Source organism: Photorhabdus sp. RW14-46 (assembly GCF_963887965.1).
Classification (GTDB): domain Bacteria; phylum Pseudomonadota; class Gammaproteobacteria; order Enterobacterales; family Enterobacteriaceae; genus Photorhabdus; species Photorhabdus laumondii.
Genome location: NZ_CAWPHH010000001.1, coordinates 236,408 through 254,576, shown reverse-complemented (window position 1 = coordinate 254,576; position 18,169 = coordinate 236,408). Strand labels below are relative to the sequence as shown.

At 42.8% G+C, this 18,169-nt stretch carries 17 protein-coding genes and 1 pseudogene; 5 read left to right on the top strand and 13 right to left on the bottom strand.

Annotated elements, in window-relative coordinates; all coding sequences use genetic code 11:
- Positions 1-32 precede the first annotated feature (32 nt).
- Entirely contained in the window at positions 33-950 is a 918-nt protein-coding gene (gene ispA, locus AACQ38_RS01065) for a (2E,6E)-farnesyl diphosphate synthase (RefSeq protein ID WP_011148024.1), read from the bottom strand.
- A gap of 4 nt (positions 951-954) precedes the next feature.
- Positions 955-1,233, bottom strand: coding sequence for an exodeoxyribonuclease VII small subunit (xseB, locus tag AACQ38_RS01060; RefSeq protein WP_011148023.1), 279 nt, complete (start codon positions 1,231-1,233; stop codon positions 955-957).
- Between the two features lie 199 nt (positions 1,234-1,432).
- Here xseB and thiI point away from each other — a divergent pair, with 199 nt between their 5' ends.
- Positions 1,433-2,881 (top strand): tRNA uracil 4-sulfurtransferase ThiI, encoded by a 1,449-nt coding sequence (thiI, locus tag AACQ38_RS01055; RefSeq protein WP_165577203.1) that lies wholly within the window; start codon positions 1,433-1,435, stop codon positions 2,879-2,881.
- A gap of 78 nt (positions 2,882-2,959) precedes the next feature.
- Here thiI and yajL read toward each other — a convergent pair whose 3' ends face one another.
- Positions 2,960-3,550 (bottom strand): protein deglycase YajL, encoded by a 591-nt coding sequence (gene yajL, locus AACQ38_RS01050; RefSeq protein WP_165577202.1) that lies wholly within the window; start codon positions 3,548-3,550, stop codon positions 2,960-2,962.
- Positions 3,513-4,425, bottom strand: a pseudogene (gene panE / locus AACQ38_RS01045) (2-dehydropantoate 2-reductase). The gene yajL and the pseudogene panE overlap by 38 nt, the downstream one beginning before the upstream one ends.
- A 135-nt stretch (positions 4,426-4,560) precedes the next feature.
- Here panE and AACQ38_RS01040 point away from each other — a divergent pair.
- Positions 4,561-5,052, top strand: a complete 492-nt coding sequence (locus tag AACQ38_RS01040; protein ID WP_165577200.1) for a YajQ family cyclic di-GMP-binding protein — start codon at positions 4,561-4,563, stop codon at positions 5,050-5,052.
- A gap of 123 nt (positions 5,053-5,175) precedes the next feature.
- On the opposite strand, the gene AACQ38_RS01035 is transcribed toward AACQ38_RS01040, so the two are convergent.
- The 9 genes from AACQ38_RS01035 to AACQ38_RS00995 form a co-directional block, all read right to left on the bottom strand.
- Complete coding sequence (locus AACQ38_RS01035) at positions 5,176-6,555, bottom strand: MFS transporter (protein WP_109791807.1); 1,380 nt, start codon at positions 6,553-6,555, stop codon at positions 5,176-5,178.
- A 154-nt stretch (positions 6,556-6,709) separates the two neighbouring features.
- Positions 6,710-7,594, bottom strand: coding sequence for a heme o synthase (gene cyoE / locus AACQ38_RS01030; RefSeq protein ID WP_011148018.1), 885 nt, complete (start codon positions 7,592-7,594; stop codon positions 6,710-6,712).
- Positions 7,595-7,606: 12 nt separating this feature from the next.
- Positions 7,607-7,939: a cytochrome o ubiquinol oxidase subunit IV gene (locus AACQ38_RS01025; protein WP_011148017.1), complete on the bottom strand. Its 333-nt coding sequence runs from the start codon at positions 7,937-7,939 to the stop codon at positions 7,607-7,609.
- On the bottom strand, positions 7,939-8,553 hold the full coding sequence (locus tag AACQ38_RS01020) for a cytochrome o ubiquinol oxidase subunit III (RefSeq protein WP_112871933.1): 615 nt from the start codon (positions 8,551-8,553) through the stop codon (positions 7,939-7,941). The genes AACQ38_RS01025 and AACQ38_RS01020 overlap by 1 nt, the downstream gene beginning before the upstream one ends.
- A complete protein-coding gene (gene cyoB, locus AACQ38_RS01015; protein ID WP_113024558.1) occupies positions 8,543-10,534 on the bottom strand; it encodes a cytochrome o ubiquinol oxidase subunit I in 1,992 nt (663 codons plus the stop codon). The genes AACQ38_RS01020 and cyoB overlap by 11 nt, the downstream gene beginning before the upstream one ends.
- 4 nt (positions 10,535-10,538) lie before the next feature.
- A complete protein-coding gene (gene cyoA / locus AACQ38_RS01010) occupies positions 10,539-11,474 on the bottom strand; it encodes a cytochrome o ubiquinol oxidase subunit II (protein ID WP_011148014.1) in 936 nt (311 codons plus the stop codon).
- A gap of 349 nt (positions 11,475-11,823) precedes the next feature.
- Positions 11,824-12,585, bottom strand: a complete 762-nt coding sequence (locus tag AACQ38_RS01005) for a nucleoside-specific channel-forming Tsx family protein (protein ID WP_011148013.1) — start codon at positions 12,583-12,585, stop codon at positions 11,824-11,826.
- 250 nt (positions 12,586-12,835) lie between these two features.
- A complete protein-coding gene (gene ampG, locus AACQ38_RS01000; protein WP_011148012.1) occupies positions 12,836-14,314 on the bottom strand; it encodes a muropeptide MFS transporter AmpG in 1,479 nt (492 codons plus the stop codon).
- Between the two features lie 53 nt (positions 14,315-14,367).
- Positions 14,368-14,946, bottom strand: a complete 579-nt coding sequence (locus tag AACQ38_RS00995; protein ID WP_011148011.1) for a lipoprotein — start codon at positions 14,944-14,946, stop codon at positions 14,368-14,370.
- Positions 14,947-15,189: 243 nt separating this feature from the next.
- Between AACQ38_RS00995 and bolA the strand changes: the two genes are divergently transcribed.
- The 3 genes from bolA to clpP all read left to right on the top strand — a co-directional run bounded on the left by bolA (position 15,190) and on the right by clpP (position 18,084).
- Entirely contained in the window at positions 15,190-15,504 is a 315-nt protein-coding gene (gene bolA, locus AACQ38_RS00990) for a transcriptional regulator BolA (protein WP_011148010.1), read from the top strand.
- A gap of 378 nt (positions 15,505-15,882) precedes the next feature.
- Positions 15,883-17,187 carry a trigger factor gene (gene tig, locus AACQ38_RS00985; protein WP_058588442.1) on the top strand — a complete coding sequence of 435 codons (1,305 nt, stop codon included), beginning with the start codon at positions 15,883-15,885 and terminating at the stop codon, positions 17,185-17,187.
- Positions 17,188-17,460: 273 nt separating this feature from the next.
- The gene (gene clpP / locus AACQ38_RS00980; RefSeq protein WP_058588443.1) at positions 17,461-18,084 is read left to right on the top strand and encodes an ATP-dependent Clp endopeptidase proteolytic subunit ClpP; all 624 of its coding nucleotides are present in this window, start codon (positions 17,461-17,463) and stop codon (positions 18,082-18,084) included.
- Positions 18,085-18,169: the final 85 nt, after the last annotated feature.

Here is an 18,169-nt window from a genome sequence, read left to right as displayed (position 1 = left end):
GAGCTGCCAGCAGGTAGATTTACCGGCAGACCTTAGTTATTACGTTCAATAATAAAGCTGGCAAGTGCGCGCAGCATTGTTGTGTTATAGGATTTATCTTCCAGTTTATTCAAAGCTTTTAAGGCTTCTTGATACAGCTCGTATGCTTTTTTCTGTGCTTGTTCTAACCCTAGTAATGCGGGGTAAGTGCTTTTTCCTAGCTGTTGGTCACTGCCTTGACGTTTTCCTATCATTTCGGTATCGCCAATGACATCAAGAATATCGTCCTGAACTTGGAATGCGAGACCAATCGCTTGGGCATATTGATCCAATTCAGGCAGGGCGTCATGCCCACTTTGGCCTGCGCCATATGCGCCCATTCTGACGGCGCAACGAATAAGCGCACCTGTTTTATGGCGATGAATTTGTTCCAGCATATGGAGATCAATGTGTCTGCCTTCAGCGGCCAAGTCTAGGGCTTGGCCACCACACATACCGGCTATACCACTGGCGGTTGCCAATTCAGCAACCATTTCAAGGCGATCTGCTGTTGTAACATCCGGCATTTCTCTTTTAGATAGGATTTCAAACGCCAGAGCCTGTAATGCATCTCCCGCTAGAATCGCGTGAGCTTCACCAAATTTTATGTGGCAGGTTGGTTGTCCACGGCGTAAATCATCGTTATCCATCGCCGGTAAATCGTCATGAATTAATGAAAAGGCGTGGATACATTCAACGGCTGCTGCTGGAGCATCCAGATTATTTGCGGATAATCCAAACATTTCACCAACGGCATAAACTAAAAATGGGCGCAGGCGTTTACCACCGAGTAAAGTACCATGTTGCATTGCATGAACTAGTGGGTTGTTTGCAAATGCCACTGAAGATAGTGTGCTTATCAGAACGTTATTGACTCGTTGTTGACAGATTTTAAGCTGTTCTTTAAATTGGGTTGAATTTTGTTCAGACATAGGCTTATTCAGTATCCGGGGAGAAATGACTCAGTGGCGATTGGGTGTCGTCGTTAAGCAGAATTTGTACTCGTTGTTCTGCTTGTTGCAAAGTTTGTTGCCCTTGGCGGGCTAATTGGATACCACGCTCAAACTTGCTTAGGGCTTCTTCCAGTGCCAGTTCACCTGATTCCAACCGGGCGACAATCTGTTCCAGCTCTTTTAATGAGCTTTCAAATGTCATTGCTGGTGCAGTTTCTGGCGTACTGTTTGTACTTTCTGATATTGCATTTTTCTTTGGCATAATTTTTTACTATTTATACAGAGTTCGCCTGAGAGTTGCAGACTATCCTATTACGCTGGTGCAAACAAATCCTTAACTGGTTTTGTGTTTTTTACGCGCTATACCACGAGATAGTGTTATACTTCGCGGCTTGATTTGACAACCAAAACATACCATCAGTTTTATTTATCAAAATGCCTAACTACTACTATAACTCACTATGAAGTTTATTATTAAATTATTCCCTGAAATCACGATCAAGAGCCAAACTGTTCGTTTGCGCTTTATTAAAATTCTCGCGAGTAATATTCGCAATGTGCTGAAAACGTTAGGAGATAATATTGCCGTGGTTCGCCATTGGGATAATATCGAAGTTCGCACTAAAGATGAAAACCTTGGCGTTCAAATTTGTGATGCGCTGACACGTATCCCCGGGATCCACCATATTCTGCAAGTAGAAGAGCGTGAATTTCGTGATATGCATCATATCTTTGAACAAGCTTATGAGGCTTATGGCGAATCGCTCCACAATAAGACATTTTGCGTGCGGGTAAAGCGCCGAGGTAAACATCAATTTACTTCTAATGAAGTAGAACGCTATGTTGGTGGTGGTTTAAACCAGCATATTGAATCTGCAAAAGTAAAACTCAATCATCCTGATGTGACTGTTAATCTGGAAATTGATCAAGATGTGTTGATTCTGGTAAAAGCCCGCTATGAGGGGATTGGTGGTTTTCCTATCGGAACGCAGGAAGATGTATTGTCTCTAATTTCGGGAGGTTTTGATTCCGGTGTTTCCAGCTATATGCTAATGCGCCGTGGCTGTCGTGTTCACTATTGTTTCTTCAATCTTGGCGGTTCTGCTCATGAAATTGGTGTGAAACAGGTTGCTCATTATCTTTGGAATCGTTTTGGCAGTTCCCATAAAGTTCGTTTCGTTGCTGTGGATTTTGAACCTGTTGTCGCTGAAATTTTGGAAAAAGTTGATGATGGTCAAATGGGGGTGGTGCTTAAACGGATGATGGTAAGAGCGGCATCTAAAGTTGCAGAGCGTTATGGCGTGCAGGCGATTGTTACCGGTGAGGCTTTGGGACAGGTTTCCAGCCAGACACTCACTAATTTGCGCTTGATTGATAATGCATCGGATACGTTGATTCTGCGGCCACTGATTTCTCATGATAAAGAACACATTATCAGGTTGGCACGTGAAATAGGCACTGAGGATTTTGCTCGTACAATGCCTGAATTCTGTGGTGTTATTTCAAAAAGCCCGACAGTAAAAGCCGTTAAAGCTAAAATTGAAGCAGAAGAAGCGAATTTCGATTTTAATATTTTGGAAAAAGTTGTCAGTGAAGCTCAGAATGTTGATATTCGTCAGATCGCAGAACAAAGCAGTGAGCAATTGGTTGAAATTGAAACAGTGACAGCGTTCGCTCCAACGGATGTGTTATTGGATATTCGTTCACCTGATGAGCAAGATGATCGGCCATTACAGTTGAATGGTGTGGAAATCAAATCATTGCCATTCTATAAGTTGAGCAGCCAGTTTGGTGATTTGCCAAAGGAGAAGACTTATCTGCTCTATTGTGAACGTGGAGTAATGAGCCGTTTGCAGGCACTTTATTTATCTGAACAGGGTTTTGATAACGTGAAAGTTTATCGGCCTTAATTGCTTCAATTCTATGTTTCGGGGTTCCTATTACGTGAACCCCGAATCGTATAGAGTAAGGTGTTTTTGTCTATTTTTTCAGTCCTGATAAGAATATACACCTAGTGGTAATAGGAGTTGAGCTGCCACCTCTGCTGCTGTTTCTCGCCCTTTTAATAATTCAATGAGTTTTAATGCGAAATCGAAAGCTGTCGCTGGCCCTTGGCTGGTCAATAGATTAACGCGATCATCAAAACAGACTCGGCAATCAATCCATTTATCGGACGAAATTTTGTCTTGCAAACCGGGGTAACCGGTCATTTTGCTAGTGGGGAATAAATTATGGTGTTCAAGCACGATAGCAGGCACGGCACAAATTGCAGCGATAATTTTTCCTTGAAAATGTGCCTTGCGGATTTTTTCGATAACGAGTGGATTATCACGGAAACACTCGGCACCCTGCATACCGCCGGGTAAGATGATGGCATCGAAAGGTTCATCAATAACTTTTTCCAGAGGAACATCAGCAACCAGTTTCACACCTCTGGAGCAAGTTAAAACCAATTCTCCATCACTGGCGGTGCTGGCAATCGTAACACTGATGCCAGCGCGTACCAGTAAATCAATAGTTGTAACGGCTTCTGTTTCTTCACTACCGTGAGTCAGGCAGATGAGTGCTGAAGGGTTCATAATCATCTTTCCTTATGTTTTACTAGGTTATAGATACGGGTATTTTCAGGGGCTGCCAGACCATGTGCCCCGGCTTGGCGTAATAAATAACCGGTGATATAGTCAATTTCAGTGCGACGCTTTGCGCGGACATCTTGCAACATGGATGAGTAGTTTTTTGCTGTAAGTTTAATCACATCGTAGACATAGGAAATCAGGTTGTCGATAGTGGTATGGATGTTTTCTCGTTGCATAACCTGAATAATTTCTTCGCACAAAATATTCACTTGTTCTGGGTAGCGAAGCAGATCTCCATTTTGGCATTCATAAAGCGCAGTCAGCGGGTTTACGACACAGTTAGCGGCAAGTTTCAGCCAACTAATAGAGAGAATTTCATTATGCCATGCAACATCTGGCAAAGATTGGTGTAATACATTAGCCAGAGAGCTAAGCCCAGTTGCATTTGATGTTGCTGAACCAATATAGGTTAGCCCGGAAGCGGTATGATAAACCTGTTGGTCATCCTGATATGCGCCATGCGTTGTGACGCCAAGCAGTATTGGATTAGGCGCTGATAATAGTTCTTCTTGGGTACCCATGCCATTGTGTAGTAATAAGATTGGACAATTAGGTGAAAGTTTGGGGAGTAAATTATTCACTGCATCAGCAACTTGCCATGCTTTCAGACAGACAATCAGTAATTCGCTGTTGGTAAGATGGTCGCTGTTATTAGTTGGGATTGGTTGGTTGAATATTTCCCCATTCATTTCGTCAATATGAACAGATAAATAAGATCGGGAACTTTTTAGCCAACCTTGTACTTGATGTTTTTGTTGTGATAATGCTGCTAGCCACAGTTTTCCTATAGCGCCACAGCCAAGAACGGTTATCTTCATATAATCCTCCGGGAGAGACGCTATTATGGTAATGGATAGAAATGATAAGATCCCACGAATCTGAGTATAGAGCTTTTGCTGACAATGGAAAGCGGTTATCATGCCAACTTATTGATTATCAGGAGGTCATGGATAATGCCATCTTTCGATATTGTTTCAGAAATTGATATGCATGAAGTTCGCAATGCGGTAGAAAATGCGCAGCGCGAGCTTACTAGCCGTTGGGATTTCCGTAATGTCAACGCCAGTTTCGAATTAAATGAAAAAAGTGAATCTATCAAGATTGCCAGTGAGTCAGATTTTCAGGTAAATCAGTTGGTTGATATCATGCGTGAAAAGTTGGCTAAACGTGGTATCGATGGTGCTGCATTGAATATCCCTGATGATATGTTGCACAGTGGTAAGACTTACAGCGTTGACGCGACTTTGAAGCAGGGGATTGATACCTCTACGGCGAAAAAGATCGTGAAGCTGATTAAGGATAGTAAGCTGAAAGTACAGGCACAGATTCAGGGTGAGCAAGTGCGAGTGACAGGTAAAGCTCGTGATGATTTGCAAAGTGTTATGGCATTAGTTCGTGGCGCAGAGCTGGGACAGCCATTCCAGTTTACTAATTTCCGGGATTGATTTTCCGCCTAATGGATTGATATATCTAGCCTAATGTGGAGTGGGATATTCCTGACCAGGAGTCCCACTCCCAATTTACCTTAATGTCGAATCGGAGCGAGTAGGGGTTATCTGGTTTGATACTTAATCTATCGTGTCATTATTATTAGCTATCAATTGTTCAAGTTGTGCTCTGCTTATCAGCTTAGTATCTACTTTTATGTAGGCACTATGCTCCTCCGGAACAATAACGACGTCGCAAACGCCTGGCTGAACAAGAATTTTTTGTTCCAGCAATGCCTTATTGACGATATTTTCTGGTAGAGAAATTCTGATACTGCTGACATAAGGAGGTTGTTTCATTGTTGTGCTGATAATGAACCAAATGATTGTCAGAACGATACCTGCTGCAAATACCAGCGGTGCTCCTTTTAATTCATATAACCAACCACCGAGGCCACCCCCTAAAGCGACACCTAAAAATTGGCTGGTGGAATAGATACCCATTGCTGTACCTTTATAACCCGCTGGTGCTTCTTTACTGATGAGTGATGGCAAGATAGCTTCCATTACATTGAAAGCAATAAAGAAAATTTGTATGCCGATAAAAATCATCCATAAGTGATGTCCCGCCGCCCACAATACAATTTCAGCAATCAGCAGCATCGTGATACACAGTGAAAACACTTGTTTCATGCGGCGTTTTTTTTCTGCGTAAATAATGAAAGGTAAAACAGATAAGAATGAAACTAGCATAGTGATCAGGTAAACCTTCCAATGTTGCTGGGTAGGGAGCCCTGCTTGTTGCATCACCAGAGGAAGGGCGACAAAACTTGCCATTAGCAAAGTGTGCAAACTGAGAATGCCAAAGTTAAGTTTCAGCAACTGGCTATCAGCCAGAACCTTACTGAAACTGTGACGAACAATGCCTGATTCACGGTTAAGCATGTGTTTATCTGTGGAAGGAACAGCCAATAGTGTTATCAGAATGGCACTACCGGCCAGAATGGTAATTCCCCAAAATAGGCCATTTAATCCAATAGTATTCGTAAGGATTGGGCCAAGTACAATGGCTATGGCGAAAGTTATTCCGAAGCTAATGCCAATAAAAGCCATCGCTTTAGTTCGATTTTGTTCACGGGTTAAATCAGAAAGTAGCGCCATAATTGCAGCAGATATCGCTCCAGCGCCTTGTAACGCTCGCCCAATGATTATGCCCCAGATGGAATCACTGAGAGCAGCAATAATACTGCCAAGGACGAATAGCAATAATCCGCCAACAATTAAGGGCTTACGGCCAATTTTGTCGGAAAGCAGGCCAACTGGAATTTGGAAAATGGCTTGGGTTAAACCATAAATGCCAATAGCGATGCCAATAAGTGTTTCGGTGGCATCTTTTAGATGAAGGCCGTAGGTTGTTAATACAGGAAGAACCATGAACATACCTAGCATTCGCAGAGAAAAAACTGAACCTAGGCCCCATGTCGCCCGAAGCTCAAGTGGCGTCATTTTATTATCGTTCATGATTACCTCGAAATATTTTGATGCGTCATTGTAGATAGGTTTTCAATAAGGGGTAAATAGTTAATTGAATTAATAATATTGAAGTATTAAGGAGAGGGAAATTAGGATGAGAGAACTGATGGCAGAGGAGTATTGCCACTGCCATCAGGAAAAATTACCGGACGTAAGTTAGGAAGGCTTCTGAGGGCACATGCGGGTCAATAGACATCATGACACTCAAGGAAGTGATTGCCACAATGGAAAATATAAATAATTTACGAGCCCAAATGCGGTCATTATCAGTTTTGTAACCGGATAATGCCATTCCTAGCCACCAGACGCTCACTGCTGCTGCAACAACCAAATATTTGTAACCAGCGTAACCGCTGATGGCTAACATAAGGGTTGCAATCATAAATGCCAGGATATAAAGGATAATGTGGTTCTTCGCCACAGATATGCCTTTAATGACGGGCAGTACAGGAATATTGGCTGCCTGGTAATCTTTGAAACGAAAAATAGCAATGGCATAGGAGTGCGGCATTTGCCACAGGCTGAAAATCAGTAACAGGATCAACGCGCCCGTATCAAACTGACCAGTTACTGCACAATAACCGATAACCGGAGGTGCAGCACCGGACAAACTGCCGATCAACGTGCCATAAACAGATTTCCTTTTCATATAGAGGCTGTAAACCCCTACATAGACGACAAAACCGATAATCGCTAATTGCATTGCTAAAGCATTGGCTGCTGCATAGAGCAGCACTATGCCAGCAATACCCAGTATTGATGCGTAAATCAGGCTGATTTTCGGATCAATAAGTCCTTTTACAAGGACACGGTTTTTTGTTCTTTCCATGATCCGATCGATGTCACGGTCAATGTAGTTGTTAAATACACAACCAGAAGCCACGACTAATGAAACGCCGAGCAGAGTCGAGATGAACAAAGGGTAATCAATCACCCCTTTCGAGGCGAGTAGAAAACCACCGATCACAGAAATTAAATTGCCGAAAATAATTCCTGGTTTAGTTACTTGCAGGTATTGCTTAATCATATATGCAGCTCTTTAATCAACCATCATATTAATGTTGAGGTTGTACATAATCCATAGTGAGCCAACAACAACAATACCGATAATTAAAATGGTGAACAGCAATGCTACTAAGTTCCAGCGCTCTTCTGACGAAGTGTTCATGTGCAGGAAGTAGATAAAATGAACAATAATCTGCACCACAGCCAGAGCAACTACTGTTGTCAGGATAGTCGTATGGGAGGCAGAACCATCCATTACCATCCAGAACGGAATCACTGTCAGTATCACCGAAAGAACGAAGCCTATCAGATAAGACTTCAGGCTACCGTGGCTAGCTCCAGTATGAGCGGTATCAGAATGACTCATTACATAGCTCCTAACAGATAAACAACGGTAAATACACAGATCCATACCACATCCAAGAAGTGCCAGAACAAGCTCAGGCAGTTCAGACGGGTTTTATTGACATCAGTTAAACCGCGGCGGGTTACTTGGATTATCATGATGATAATCCAGACCAGACCACAGGTAACGTGGATACCGTGAGTAGCAACCAATGCGAAGAATCCGGACAAGAATGCACTGCGGTCAGGGCCGTAACCTTCAGCAATCAGGTGATGGAATTCGTACAATTCCATCGCTACGAAGCCAAGGCCGAACAGGAAAGTCATACCAAGCCAGGTGTTAACCTGGCCGATTTTTCCTTTGTTCATTCCCAACATGGCAAAGCCATAAGTGATACTACTGAATAACAGTAGGAAAGTTTCAACCAATACAAAAGAGAGGCCGAAAATCTCTTTGCCAGATGGACCGCCCGCGGTTCCGTTAACGAGTACTGCATAAGTCGCAAACAGACATGCGAACAAAATACAGTCACTCATCAAGTAGATCCAGAAACCGAATACTTTAGTGGCTCCCGCATCGTGGTGCCCGTGATGCTCGTGGGCATGATTGTGGTTAGTCATAGTTTCAGTTGACATGGTTCAGACCTGCCTTGCTAATTTGTTCATGGTGCTGATTCTCAATTTGCTCAACTTCAGCAACGGGTACGTAGTAATCAACATCTTCATCAAAGCTTTTTGCAATCCAAGTGATAATCATGCCTGCGAAGCTTGCGATAGCCAGCCACCAGATATGCCAAATCATGGCGAAACCAAACAGCAAGCTAAAGCCAGCAATAATTACACCCGCACCGGCATTTTTAGGCATATGAATTTCTTCATACTTAGCAGGACGTTTATAAGCAGTGCCTTTTTCTTTCATATCCCACCATGCATCACGGGTTTGAACATGTGGAACGTCAGCAAAGTTATAAAACGGTGGTGGAGAAGATGTTGCCCACTCCAGAGTACGTCCGCCCCACGGGTCACCGGTCAGGTCACGGTTTTGGTCACGGTCACGGATACTAACGTAGAATTGGATGACCTGACACAGGATACCAACGGCAATCAGTGCAACACCAATCGCGGAGACGACCAGCAGATTATGGAATTCAGGGTTGATATCTTGGCTAATACGACGGGTCATCCCCATAAATCCGAGCGCGTAAACTGGCATAAAGGCGATAAAGAAGCCGGTGATCCAGAACCAGAATGCGCGGATACCCCATTTTTCATTCAGTGTGAAACCAAAAGCTTTCGGGAACCAGTAAGCAGTACCAGCGAAACAACCGAAGACAACACCACCGATGATCACGTTATGGAAGTGTGCAATCAGGAATAAGCTGTTATGCAGAACGAAGTTTGCACCTGGAACTGCCAGCAGAACGCCAGTCATACCACCGATAGAGAAGGTGACGATGAAGCCAACGGTCCACAACATCGGTGTTTTATACTCAATACGGCCTCGATACATCGTGAACAGCCAGTTGAAGATCTTAACGCCTGTCGGAATCGAGATAATCATGGTGGCTATGCCGAAGAAGGCGTTAACGTTCGCCCCGGAGCCCATCGTAAAGAAGTGATGCAGCCATACGATAAACGATAGTACGGTGATGGCAATGGTTGCCCATACCAGAGATGTATAGCCAAACAGCCGTTTTTTCGAGAACGTTGCAGTCACTTCAGAGAAAACACCAAAGACTGGCAACACCAGAATATAAACTTCAGGGTGACCCCAAGCCCATATCAGGTTGATATACATCATCATGTTACCGCCCATATCATTGGTGAAGAAATGGGTACCCATGTAACGGTCAAAAGTTAGCAGGGCAATGGTAACTGTCAGAATCGGGAATGCGGCGATGATTAGTACGTTAGTACAGAGCGCTGCCCAAGAGAATACAGGCATTTTCATCATGGACATGCCAGGAGCACGCATACGCAGGATCGTCGCAAAGAAGTTAACGCCGGTCAGCAAGGTACCGATACCGGATATCTGAAGACTCCATATCCAATAATCGACCCCAACGCTTGGGCTATATTCTATACCTGAGAGTGGAGGATAAGCTAACCAGCCGGTTTGAGCGAATTCACCTATACCCAGAGAGATGTTAATCAGTGCGACGCCAACGACGAAAAACCAGAAGCTCAGTGAGTTCAGGAATGGGAATGCCACGTCACGAGCGCCGATCTGTAGTGGAACCACGATGTTCATCAGGCCGACAACAAAAGGTGTCGCCATGAAGAAAATCATGATGACGCCGTGGGCGGTAAAGATCTGGTCATAGTGATGCGGTGGCAGGAAACCTGCTTCACCCGCAGAGGCGACAGCCTGCTGACCACGCATCATGATGGCATCGGCAAAACCACGGAGCATCATGACCAGCGCCACGATAATGTACATAATACCGATTTTCTTGTGGTCAACGCTGGTTAACCACTCGCTCCACAGCCATTTCCATTTACGGAAATAGGTCAGGGCTCCGACAATCGCGAGCCCTGCGAAGAGAATCCCAGCAAGAGTGACCATGACAATGGGCTCATGCAATGGGATTGCATCAAGTGTTAATTTTCCCAACATTACTTTATTCCTCAACTCCGGCATGAGCAGTTTCGCTCATATTCATGTTATGACCTGTCGTTGTACCGTGGCCGCCATGCATATTCATGTTGCCCATAAATTTGGCAATAATGTCTTGATACAGGTTAGGCTTAACGCTTGAGAAGTATTCAACCGGATGGTTCTGGCTTTGTTTAGCTAACTCGTTAAATGCCTGCATGGTATCCAAGGTCTTGGGAGAGGCTTTCACTTTTTGAACCCATTGTTCAAAACCTTCACGATCTGCGGTAGCGGTAGCAGTAAATTTCATGCCGGAGAAGCCGTGGCCACTATAGCTGCTGGACAAACCTTTATAAGTGCCAGGTTCATCGGCAATTAAGTGAAGTTTAGTCTGCATACCAGCCATTGCATAGATTTGACCACCTAACTGTGGGATGAAGAATGAGTTCATCACAGAATCAGAGGTGATTTTGAAGTTAATAGGAACCCCGGAAGGGAAAGCAATTTCGTTAACTGTAGCGATACCTTGCTCCGGGTAAACGAATAGCCATTTCCAATCAAGAGAGATAACTTCAATAGTCACTGGTTTTTCATCACTGACCAGTGGCTTATATGGGTCAAGCTCGTGGGTTGTTTTCCAGGTAATGGTTGCTAAAATAATAATGATAATGATAGGAACGGTCCATACTACCAGCTCAATTTTATTTGAGTGTGCCCAGTTAGGGCGATAGGTAGCACTTCTGTTGGCTTCGCGGTAACGCAGGGCAAAGGTGAATGCCATGATAATTACCGGAATAACGATGATCAGCATCAGGCCGATAGCCGTGAGTATCAGCGTTTTTTGTTCAGCGCCGATGGCGCCTTTAGGATTCATCAATACCATATCGCAGCCACTCAGCACAAGAGTAGCCGCGAGTATTGATAATATCCCAATACCTTTATTGTATTTCATAAGTCTCATCTAACGACTCCAAATAACAAAAGCTCTATTGTCGTTTCATCAGTGCGGGCATTCTACGGTAAGGCTACTGGAGTGTAAACATTTGTAATAGTTAGTTGAGGGGTTGTTACCCTTTATGTCGATGGGATCACATGCAAGTGGAGGATTAATCAGAAGTTAGCTTGAAAAGGTTATTTAATTGTAACGAAATAGGGCGGAAATACGAATTTATACTAAAGTTATTTTATATTTTTTAGCGAAGAGGAAAAAAATATAAAAATTTGCTTTAAAAATTTCCACTGCGGCCATTTTATTTAAGAATTAAATTAATTGTGAGCCACTTTTGATAGCTCACAATTAAAATCAATAATTAGAAATTATATTTGATAGTGTAAACAATCCCATCCTGCCAGAAGTCTTCACCCAATTTATGATCGGCATATCGATATTGAATGCCAGTTGTGAAGGATTGGTGAGGTGTCCACCATAACGCTATTGCACCATTGGTACCATTCCGTCCACCGTTGCCGTAGCGTTCATTTCGATTAAGTTCTATTTCATTCCAGTTAGTTATGCTGAATTTTTCTTCCCAGAGTTGAAAGTCGTAACCCGCAACCCAACCAACGACATAGCCGTTATTACCGGAGTAGAAAGTTTGGTCAACATAGTGCAGCGCCACAAACGGTTTGAACCAGACACCAGCGAAATCAGTGTTGTAGCCAATACCATAGAGGGTATTTACCTCATGGAAGTTCCCGCCATGTGCTGTACCTGGGAGGGAATAAGTACCATAAACATGACCATAGAGATTGAAACCCGTATCAGCCAGATAAAAGCGACCGGTTGTTTTAAAAGTGTATCTTTGGTTATCCCCTGGTTCAGCATGCTGATTGTTGAAAGCATTTTCCAGATCAAAGAACCCGTATAGTTCACCCCAGTTAAATCCGGCTCCGCCTTCCAGTTCTAAGTAGGCAAAGTCGTCTTTATGAGAGGTTTGCCCTGACTTGTGTGTGGTATGGCTAGTCCAGTCGAGGTAGTTCATGCTGATATTAGCAAAGCCCCCTTGATATTCAGCATAAGCTGGAACTGAGACGGTGGTGAATAAAGCAGTAGCCAGAATGGTTGTTCTCATAAATTTCTCTAACGCATCCATGAAAAGAGGTTTTGGGTTTCAAAGCTATATTAAATAACCCTTAAAATGGTAGTCTGATTCTACGCGGATATGAATATTGAACAATCAAATAATTACTCGAAAATAGCACTTTTGGGCAAATGACTATTTGAAGTGTGATCGCTATCACTTAAATATTTAAAAAGAGGGCAGAGATATCAAAGGCTGACCGTCGTCAACCTTTAATAAATTAACTTAATGTTTTCGCCTTTTAAGCCAATTTGTTCCTTCTTAATGCGAGATAATCTAGAAAGCTACCGAGAATGATGCCTGTGATACCAATTTGTGCTGCCCATAATAGCAATGTTTCGGCCAGATAAGGTGCATGAGTCCAGTTAAGAGCATTGGTGGTGATGGTAAATAACCAGAATGTGAGCAAGATGCTTGCTAATGATAGTAAGCCAAGCGCTAGACGATAGGAATTTTTGAATTCAGTACGTGGCATAAAATCGTTAGTTCGCTGGGTATAAACCAGAGTCTGGCGGCAGATAAATAACAGTAATAAGCCTGGAACAGAAGCCGCTATAGAGAATAGATAGAAGTTTGGCCAGCCATGTAATTCAACGAACCAACCCGCAATTGGGCCGACATAGACTCGTCCAACAGCAGATAAAGCAGATAATAAAGCAAATTGTGTTGCAGAGAACGATTTATGACATAACGCCATAATTAGGGCAACAAATGCAGCGGTTCCCATTCCGCCACAGATATTTTCCAGAAAAACGGCGCTGCCCATAGTGTAGATATTTTTGTCAGTAATGGATAACAGCCAGTATCCAATATTGGAAATCGCTTGCAGGATGCCAAAGATCATGAGTGAGCGGAATAAACTCCATCGTTGCATTAAATAACCACCATATAATGCACCAACGATAGTTGCTGCTAATCCCAGCGTTTTGTTGATCATTCCAACTTCACCAGCATCAAAGCCAATACCTCGGATAAGAAATGGGGTACTTAGGCTGGCAGCAAAGGCATCTCCCATTTTATACATGACAATTAACAGTAGTATCAGCCATGCATTATTGCGATTAAAAAAATCGACTAATGGCTCTATTGCGGCTTGCTGGAGTGTTTTTGGTGACGGAGCGTCAATTTCAGGCTCTCTAGCTTTTAACGTTGCGTAGACGCCAATCAGCATCAGTCCAGCCATCAACCAGTAGGTGTGTTGCCAGCCAATATAGCGGTCTGCGATCCATAATGCTAACCCGCCTGAAACTAACATGGCTAATCGATAACCAAATACCGAAACGGCAGCACCTACACCCCGCTCTTCGCTACTCAATAAATCGGTTTTATAAGCATCAAAGACGATATCCTGTGATGCAGAACAGAAAGCGACGGTTACTGCCAGTGTGGCTAGCCACCATAAATGTTGAGATGGCTGGAGAAAGCCCATTGCCGCGATACTGGCTATAAGTAATAACTGTGTAACAAGTAGCCAACCACGGCGACGTCCAAGAAAAGGGGGGATAAAGCGGTCCATAAAAGGGGACCAAAGAAATTTGAAAACATACGCTTGGCCGACAAGAGAAAAAAAGCCAATTGTTTTCAGATCAACGTCTTCAACGGTCATCCATGCTTGCAGGGTGCTGGCGGTCAATGCGAGCGGTAAACCAGAAACAAAGCCGAGTAAAAGCAGAATTCGTGAATTATGTTGGGTAAAAACGGTGAGATAACGATAAGACATGTGCCTCCCAAAACCCTGCCCTTTGCGGGCAGAGTAAATAATTAATCCTTTAATTAGCGAGCATTTTGTTTGATGAAATTACTGACGGAAGGATCTTGAGCCATATCTGCTATGACTTCTGATAATACAGTATTGACTGCATCAGCAATTTTCTCATTAGTTGCGCCTAAAGGACCTTGTACATTGTAACTAGTGCGGTAATTCTTAACTTGTTTACTGCCATTTTGCGCTGTACTAATGATGGAAATATCGGCTTTTGTTGAAATATTATGGCGCAGGCTACCTTCTTTAACGTCTGCATATAGATTGTTCACAATAATTTGCAGATTGGCATTGGCTGGAGAGCCAATCATATAACCACGGGCGGCCATCTGTTTTTCCAGGATTTCTTGGAGTAGAAAACGCAGATCACGGGAGGGTTTCAGTATTTCCAGCTTTGCATTGCGGTTAACTTGAGCAAGTGTCTGAGACTGACGATTGTCGGCACCGCTGATACTGATGGTAATCGCGCCCATTGTTGGATCTGCTGTTGGCAATGTAATTTTAGGTTCGATAGTCAGGATATTGCTGGGAGCGGCACAACCAGCAAGAAGAAAAAGCGTAATGAATGGGAATAAGATTCTTTTCAACATGTTAATTTTCTCATCAGTGATAAGGATATCCAGTAATACTTATCAATAGCATAAATTACGTCAATAATAGCACTGCCTTTTGATCATGGCATATCTCTGATGGGGTAAACGCATATAAAAACCTTATGATGTGGGATTCGATTGAAAGATATTTTAATGCGTTGATGCTATAACTCATGGAGAATAGACTAAAATTATTAGTATGGTTGGCAGTATGACTACTGTGCGGTTAAGGGGAATGATATGGTGTATCAGGATATAGAAGAGAAATTACAGGTTGCATTTAATCCCTCATATCTTGAGGTCATTGATGAAAGTTATCGTCACAATGTACCCATAGGTTCTGAAAGCCATTTTAAAGTCGTCATCATCAGTAATAAATTTGCTGGTGAACGTATGCTGAACCGCCATCGTTCCGTTTACAGCGTATTATCGGCAGAGTTGGCCGCAGGTGTTCATGCTTTGGCGTTGCATACCTACACAGAAAAAGAGTGGAATGAATTACAGGATACTGTTTTAGCGTCACCGGCATGTCGTGGGGGTAATATTGTTGTCTGAAATCCGCTGATTGATACTTAATTTGGGGCGTTTTCTTACACAATAGAATAAATTCAGTGAACGGTCTTCGGGCCGTTTTTACGTTTTATATATGATACATTTTGGATGCAAATTTAGCCGCTGAATAATCGTTATCCTGTGAAGTTGATGAATAGTTCGGGCTTTTTTCAGCAATTCTCGACTCACACCGTCTGCATCGCTATAATGTCGCGTCTAATTTTTAGAATGGTTTCGGGACGCTTCTGACATCAGGGATTCTCGGTTTTTAAATGCGACCGCCCCGGTTCTTAGAGAGTGTTGCGATTGGTGCATAAAATATGTGCTGGTTGTATGGTCTCTGGAGTTGACCGAGCACTATGATTTTTTTGAGGTAAAAAGATGCAAGTTTCTGTTGAAACCACTCAAGGCCTTGGGCGTCGTGTGACAATCACCGTTCCTGCTGCCGATGTTGAGAAAGCAGTTAGTAGTGAGTTGGTCAATGTAGCAAAAAAAGTTCGTATCGATGGTTTCCGTAAAGGCAAAGTGCCTATGAACGTTGTTAAACAACGTTACGGTGCTTCTGTCATTCAGGACGTTCTGAGTGATCTGATGCAACGTAACTTTATTAATGCAATCATCGAACAAAAAATTAATCCAGCAGGTGCGCCAAGTTATGCACCAGAACAATTCAAAAATGGTGAAGATTTCACTTACTCTGTAGAGTTTGAAGTTTATCCAGAAATTGAATTGAAAGATCTGGAATCTATTGAAGTTGAAAAGCCCGTTGTTGAAGTAAAAGACGAAGATGTTGATGCAATGCTGGAAACATTGCGTAAGCAGCAGGCTAATTGGAAAGAAACCGAAGAAGCTGTTGGTGCAGAAGATCGTGTGACTGTTGACTTCAATGGTTCTGTTGATGGTGAAGAGTTCGAAGGTGGTAAGGCTTCCGATTTTGTGCTGGCTATGGGCCAGGGCCGTATGATCCCAGGTTTTGAAGAGGGCATTGTTGGTCATAAAGCAGGGGAAGAATTTACCATTGATGTCAATTTCCCAGAAGATTATCACGCTGAAAATCTGAAAGGTAAAGCGGCTAAGTTTGCAATCACGTTGAAAAAAGTGGAACAGCGTGAGCTGCCAGAGTTTAATGAAGAATTCATCAAACGTTTCGGTATTGCTGATGGCACTGTTGATGGCCTGCGTGCAGAAGTACGTAAAAATATGGAGCGTGAACTGAAAAATGCAGTTCGTAACCGTATTAAGTCTCAGGTTATCGATGGATTAGTTAAGGTTAACGAAATCGACGTTCCTGCTGCTGTTGTTGATAGCGAAATTGATGTTCTGCGCCGTCAATCTGCTCAGCGTTTCGGTGGCAATGAAAAACAAGCTTTGGAACTGCCTCGTGAACTGTTTGAAGAACAAGCTAAGCGTCGCGTTGTTGTTGGTTTGTTATTAGGCGAAGTTATCAGTAGTAATGAACTGAAAGCTGATGAAGAACGTGTTAAAGCATTAATTGAGGAAATGGCTTCTGCCTATGAAGCTCCTCAAGAAGTGATCGAATTCTATGGTAAAAACCAAGAATTGATGAATAATGTTCGTAATGTTGCTTTAGAAGAACAAGCTGTTGAAGTTCTTTTGGGTAAAGCAAAAGTTTCTGAAAAAGAAACAACTTTCAATGAGTTAATGAATCAGAATCAAATGGCATAAGTTTTAGTTTTGTCATGAGATAATGAATTTATCATCTCAGTGAAATGAACCCGCAGATTAACCTGCGGGTTTTTTTATAAATTAAGAGGCAAGATTTTTCTTGAAAAAAGTGGGTTTACCCTCAGATCCTTTTTAATATTATGTATATGATTGCCAAATTTTTCAGGGGGAATTCCCCTTTGACTGGCTAACTTTGAATCATGGTCATCATCGCTTATCTCAAGTAGAATTGGTTATGAATGGCACCAACATGAATTCTATTAGGAGACGAAAATGTCATATAGCGACAAGCGGGATCAATATGCGCCTCACATGGCTTTGGTGCCGATGGTAGTTGAACAGACTGCTCGTGGAGAACGTTCATACGATATCTATTCTCGCTTATTAAAAGAGCGTATTATTTTCCTGACCGGTCAGGTTGAAGATCACATGGCAAATCTGGTTGCAGCTCAGATGTTGTTTCTTGAAGCAGAGAATCCGGAAAAAGATATTTTCTTATATATCAATTCACCAGGTGGTGTGATTACTGCGGGAATGTCCATCTATGATACGATGCAGTTTATTAAACCGGATGTCAGTACTATTTGTATGGGGCAGGCATGTTCAATGGGAGCATTCTTGTTGACTGCTGGGGCAAAGGGAAAACGTATCTGCTTGCCAAATTCCCGGGTTATGATTCATCAGCCATTAGGTGGTTTCCAGGGGCAAGCTACAGATATTGAAATTCACGCTCAGGAAATACTGAAAGTAAAATCGCGTATGAATGAGTTGATGGCAAAACATACGGGAAGACCGATTGAAGAGATCGCGAAAGATACAGAACGTGATCGTTTCTTGTCAGCAGACGAAGCCGTAGAGTATGGATTGGTTGATAAGATTTTCACCCATCGCGATTAATTTATTATTCCCGGAAGCTATAATATAAACATTCGGCTTACCACTTGGTAAAGCTATGACGTTCGGGGTAATAGCAGAAGTTTCC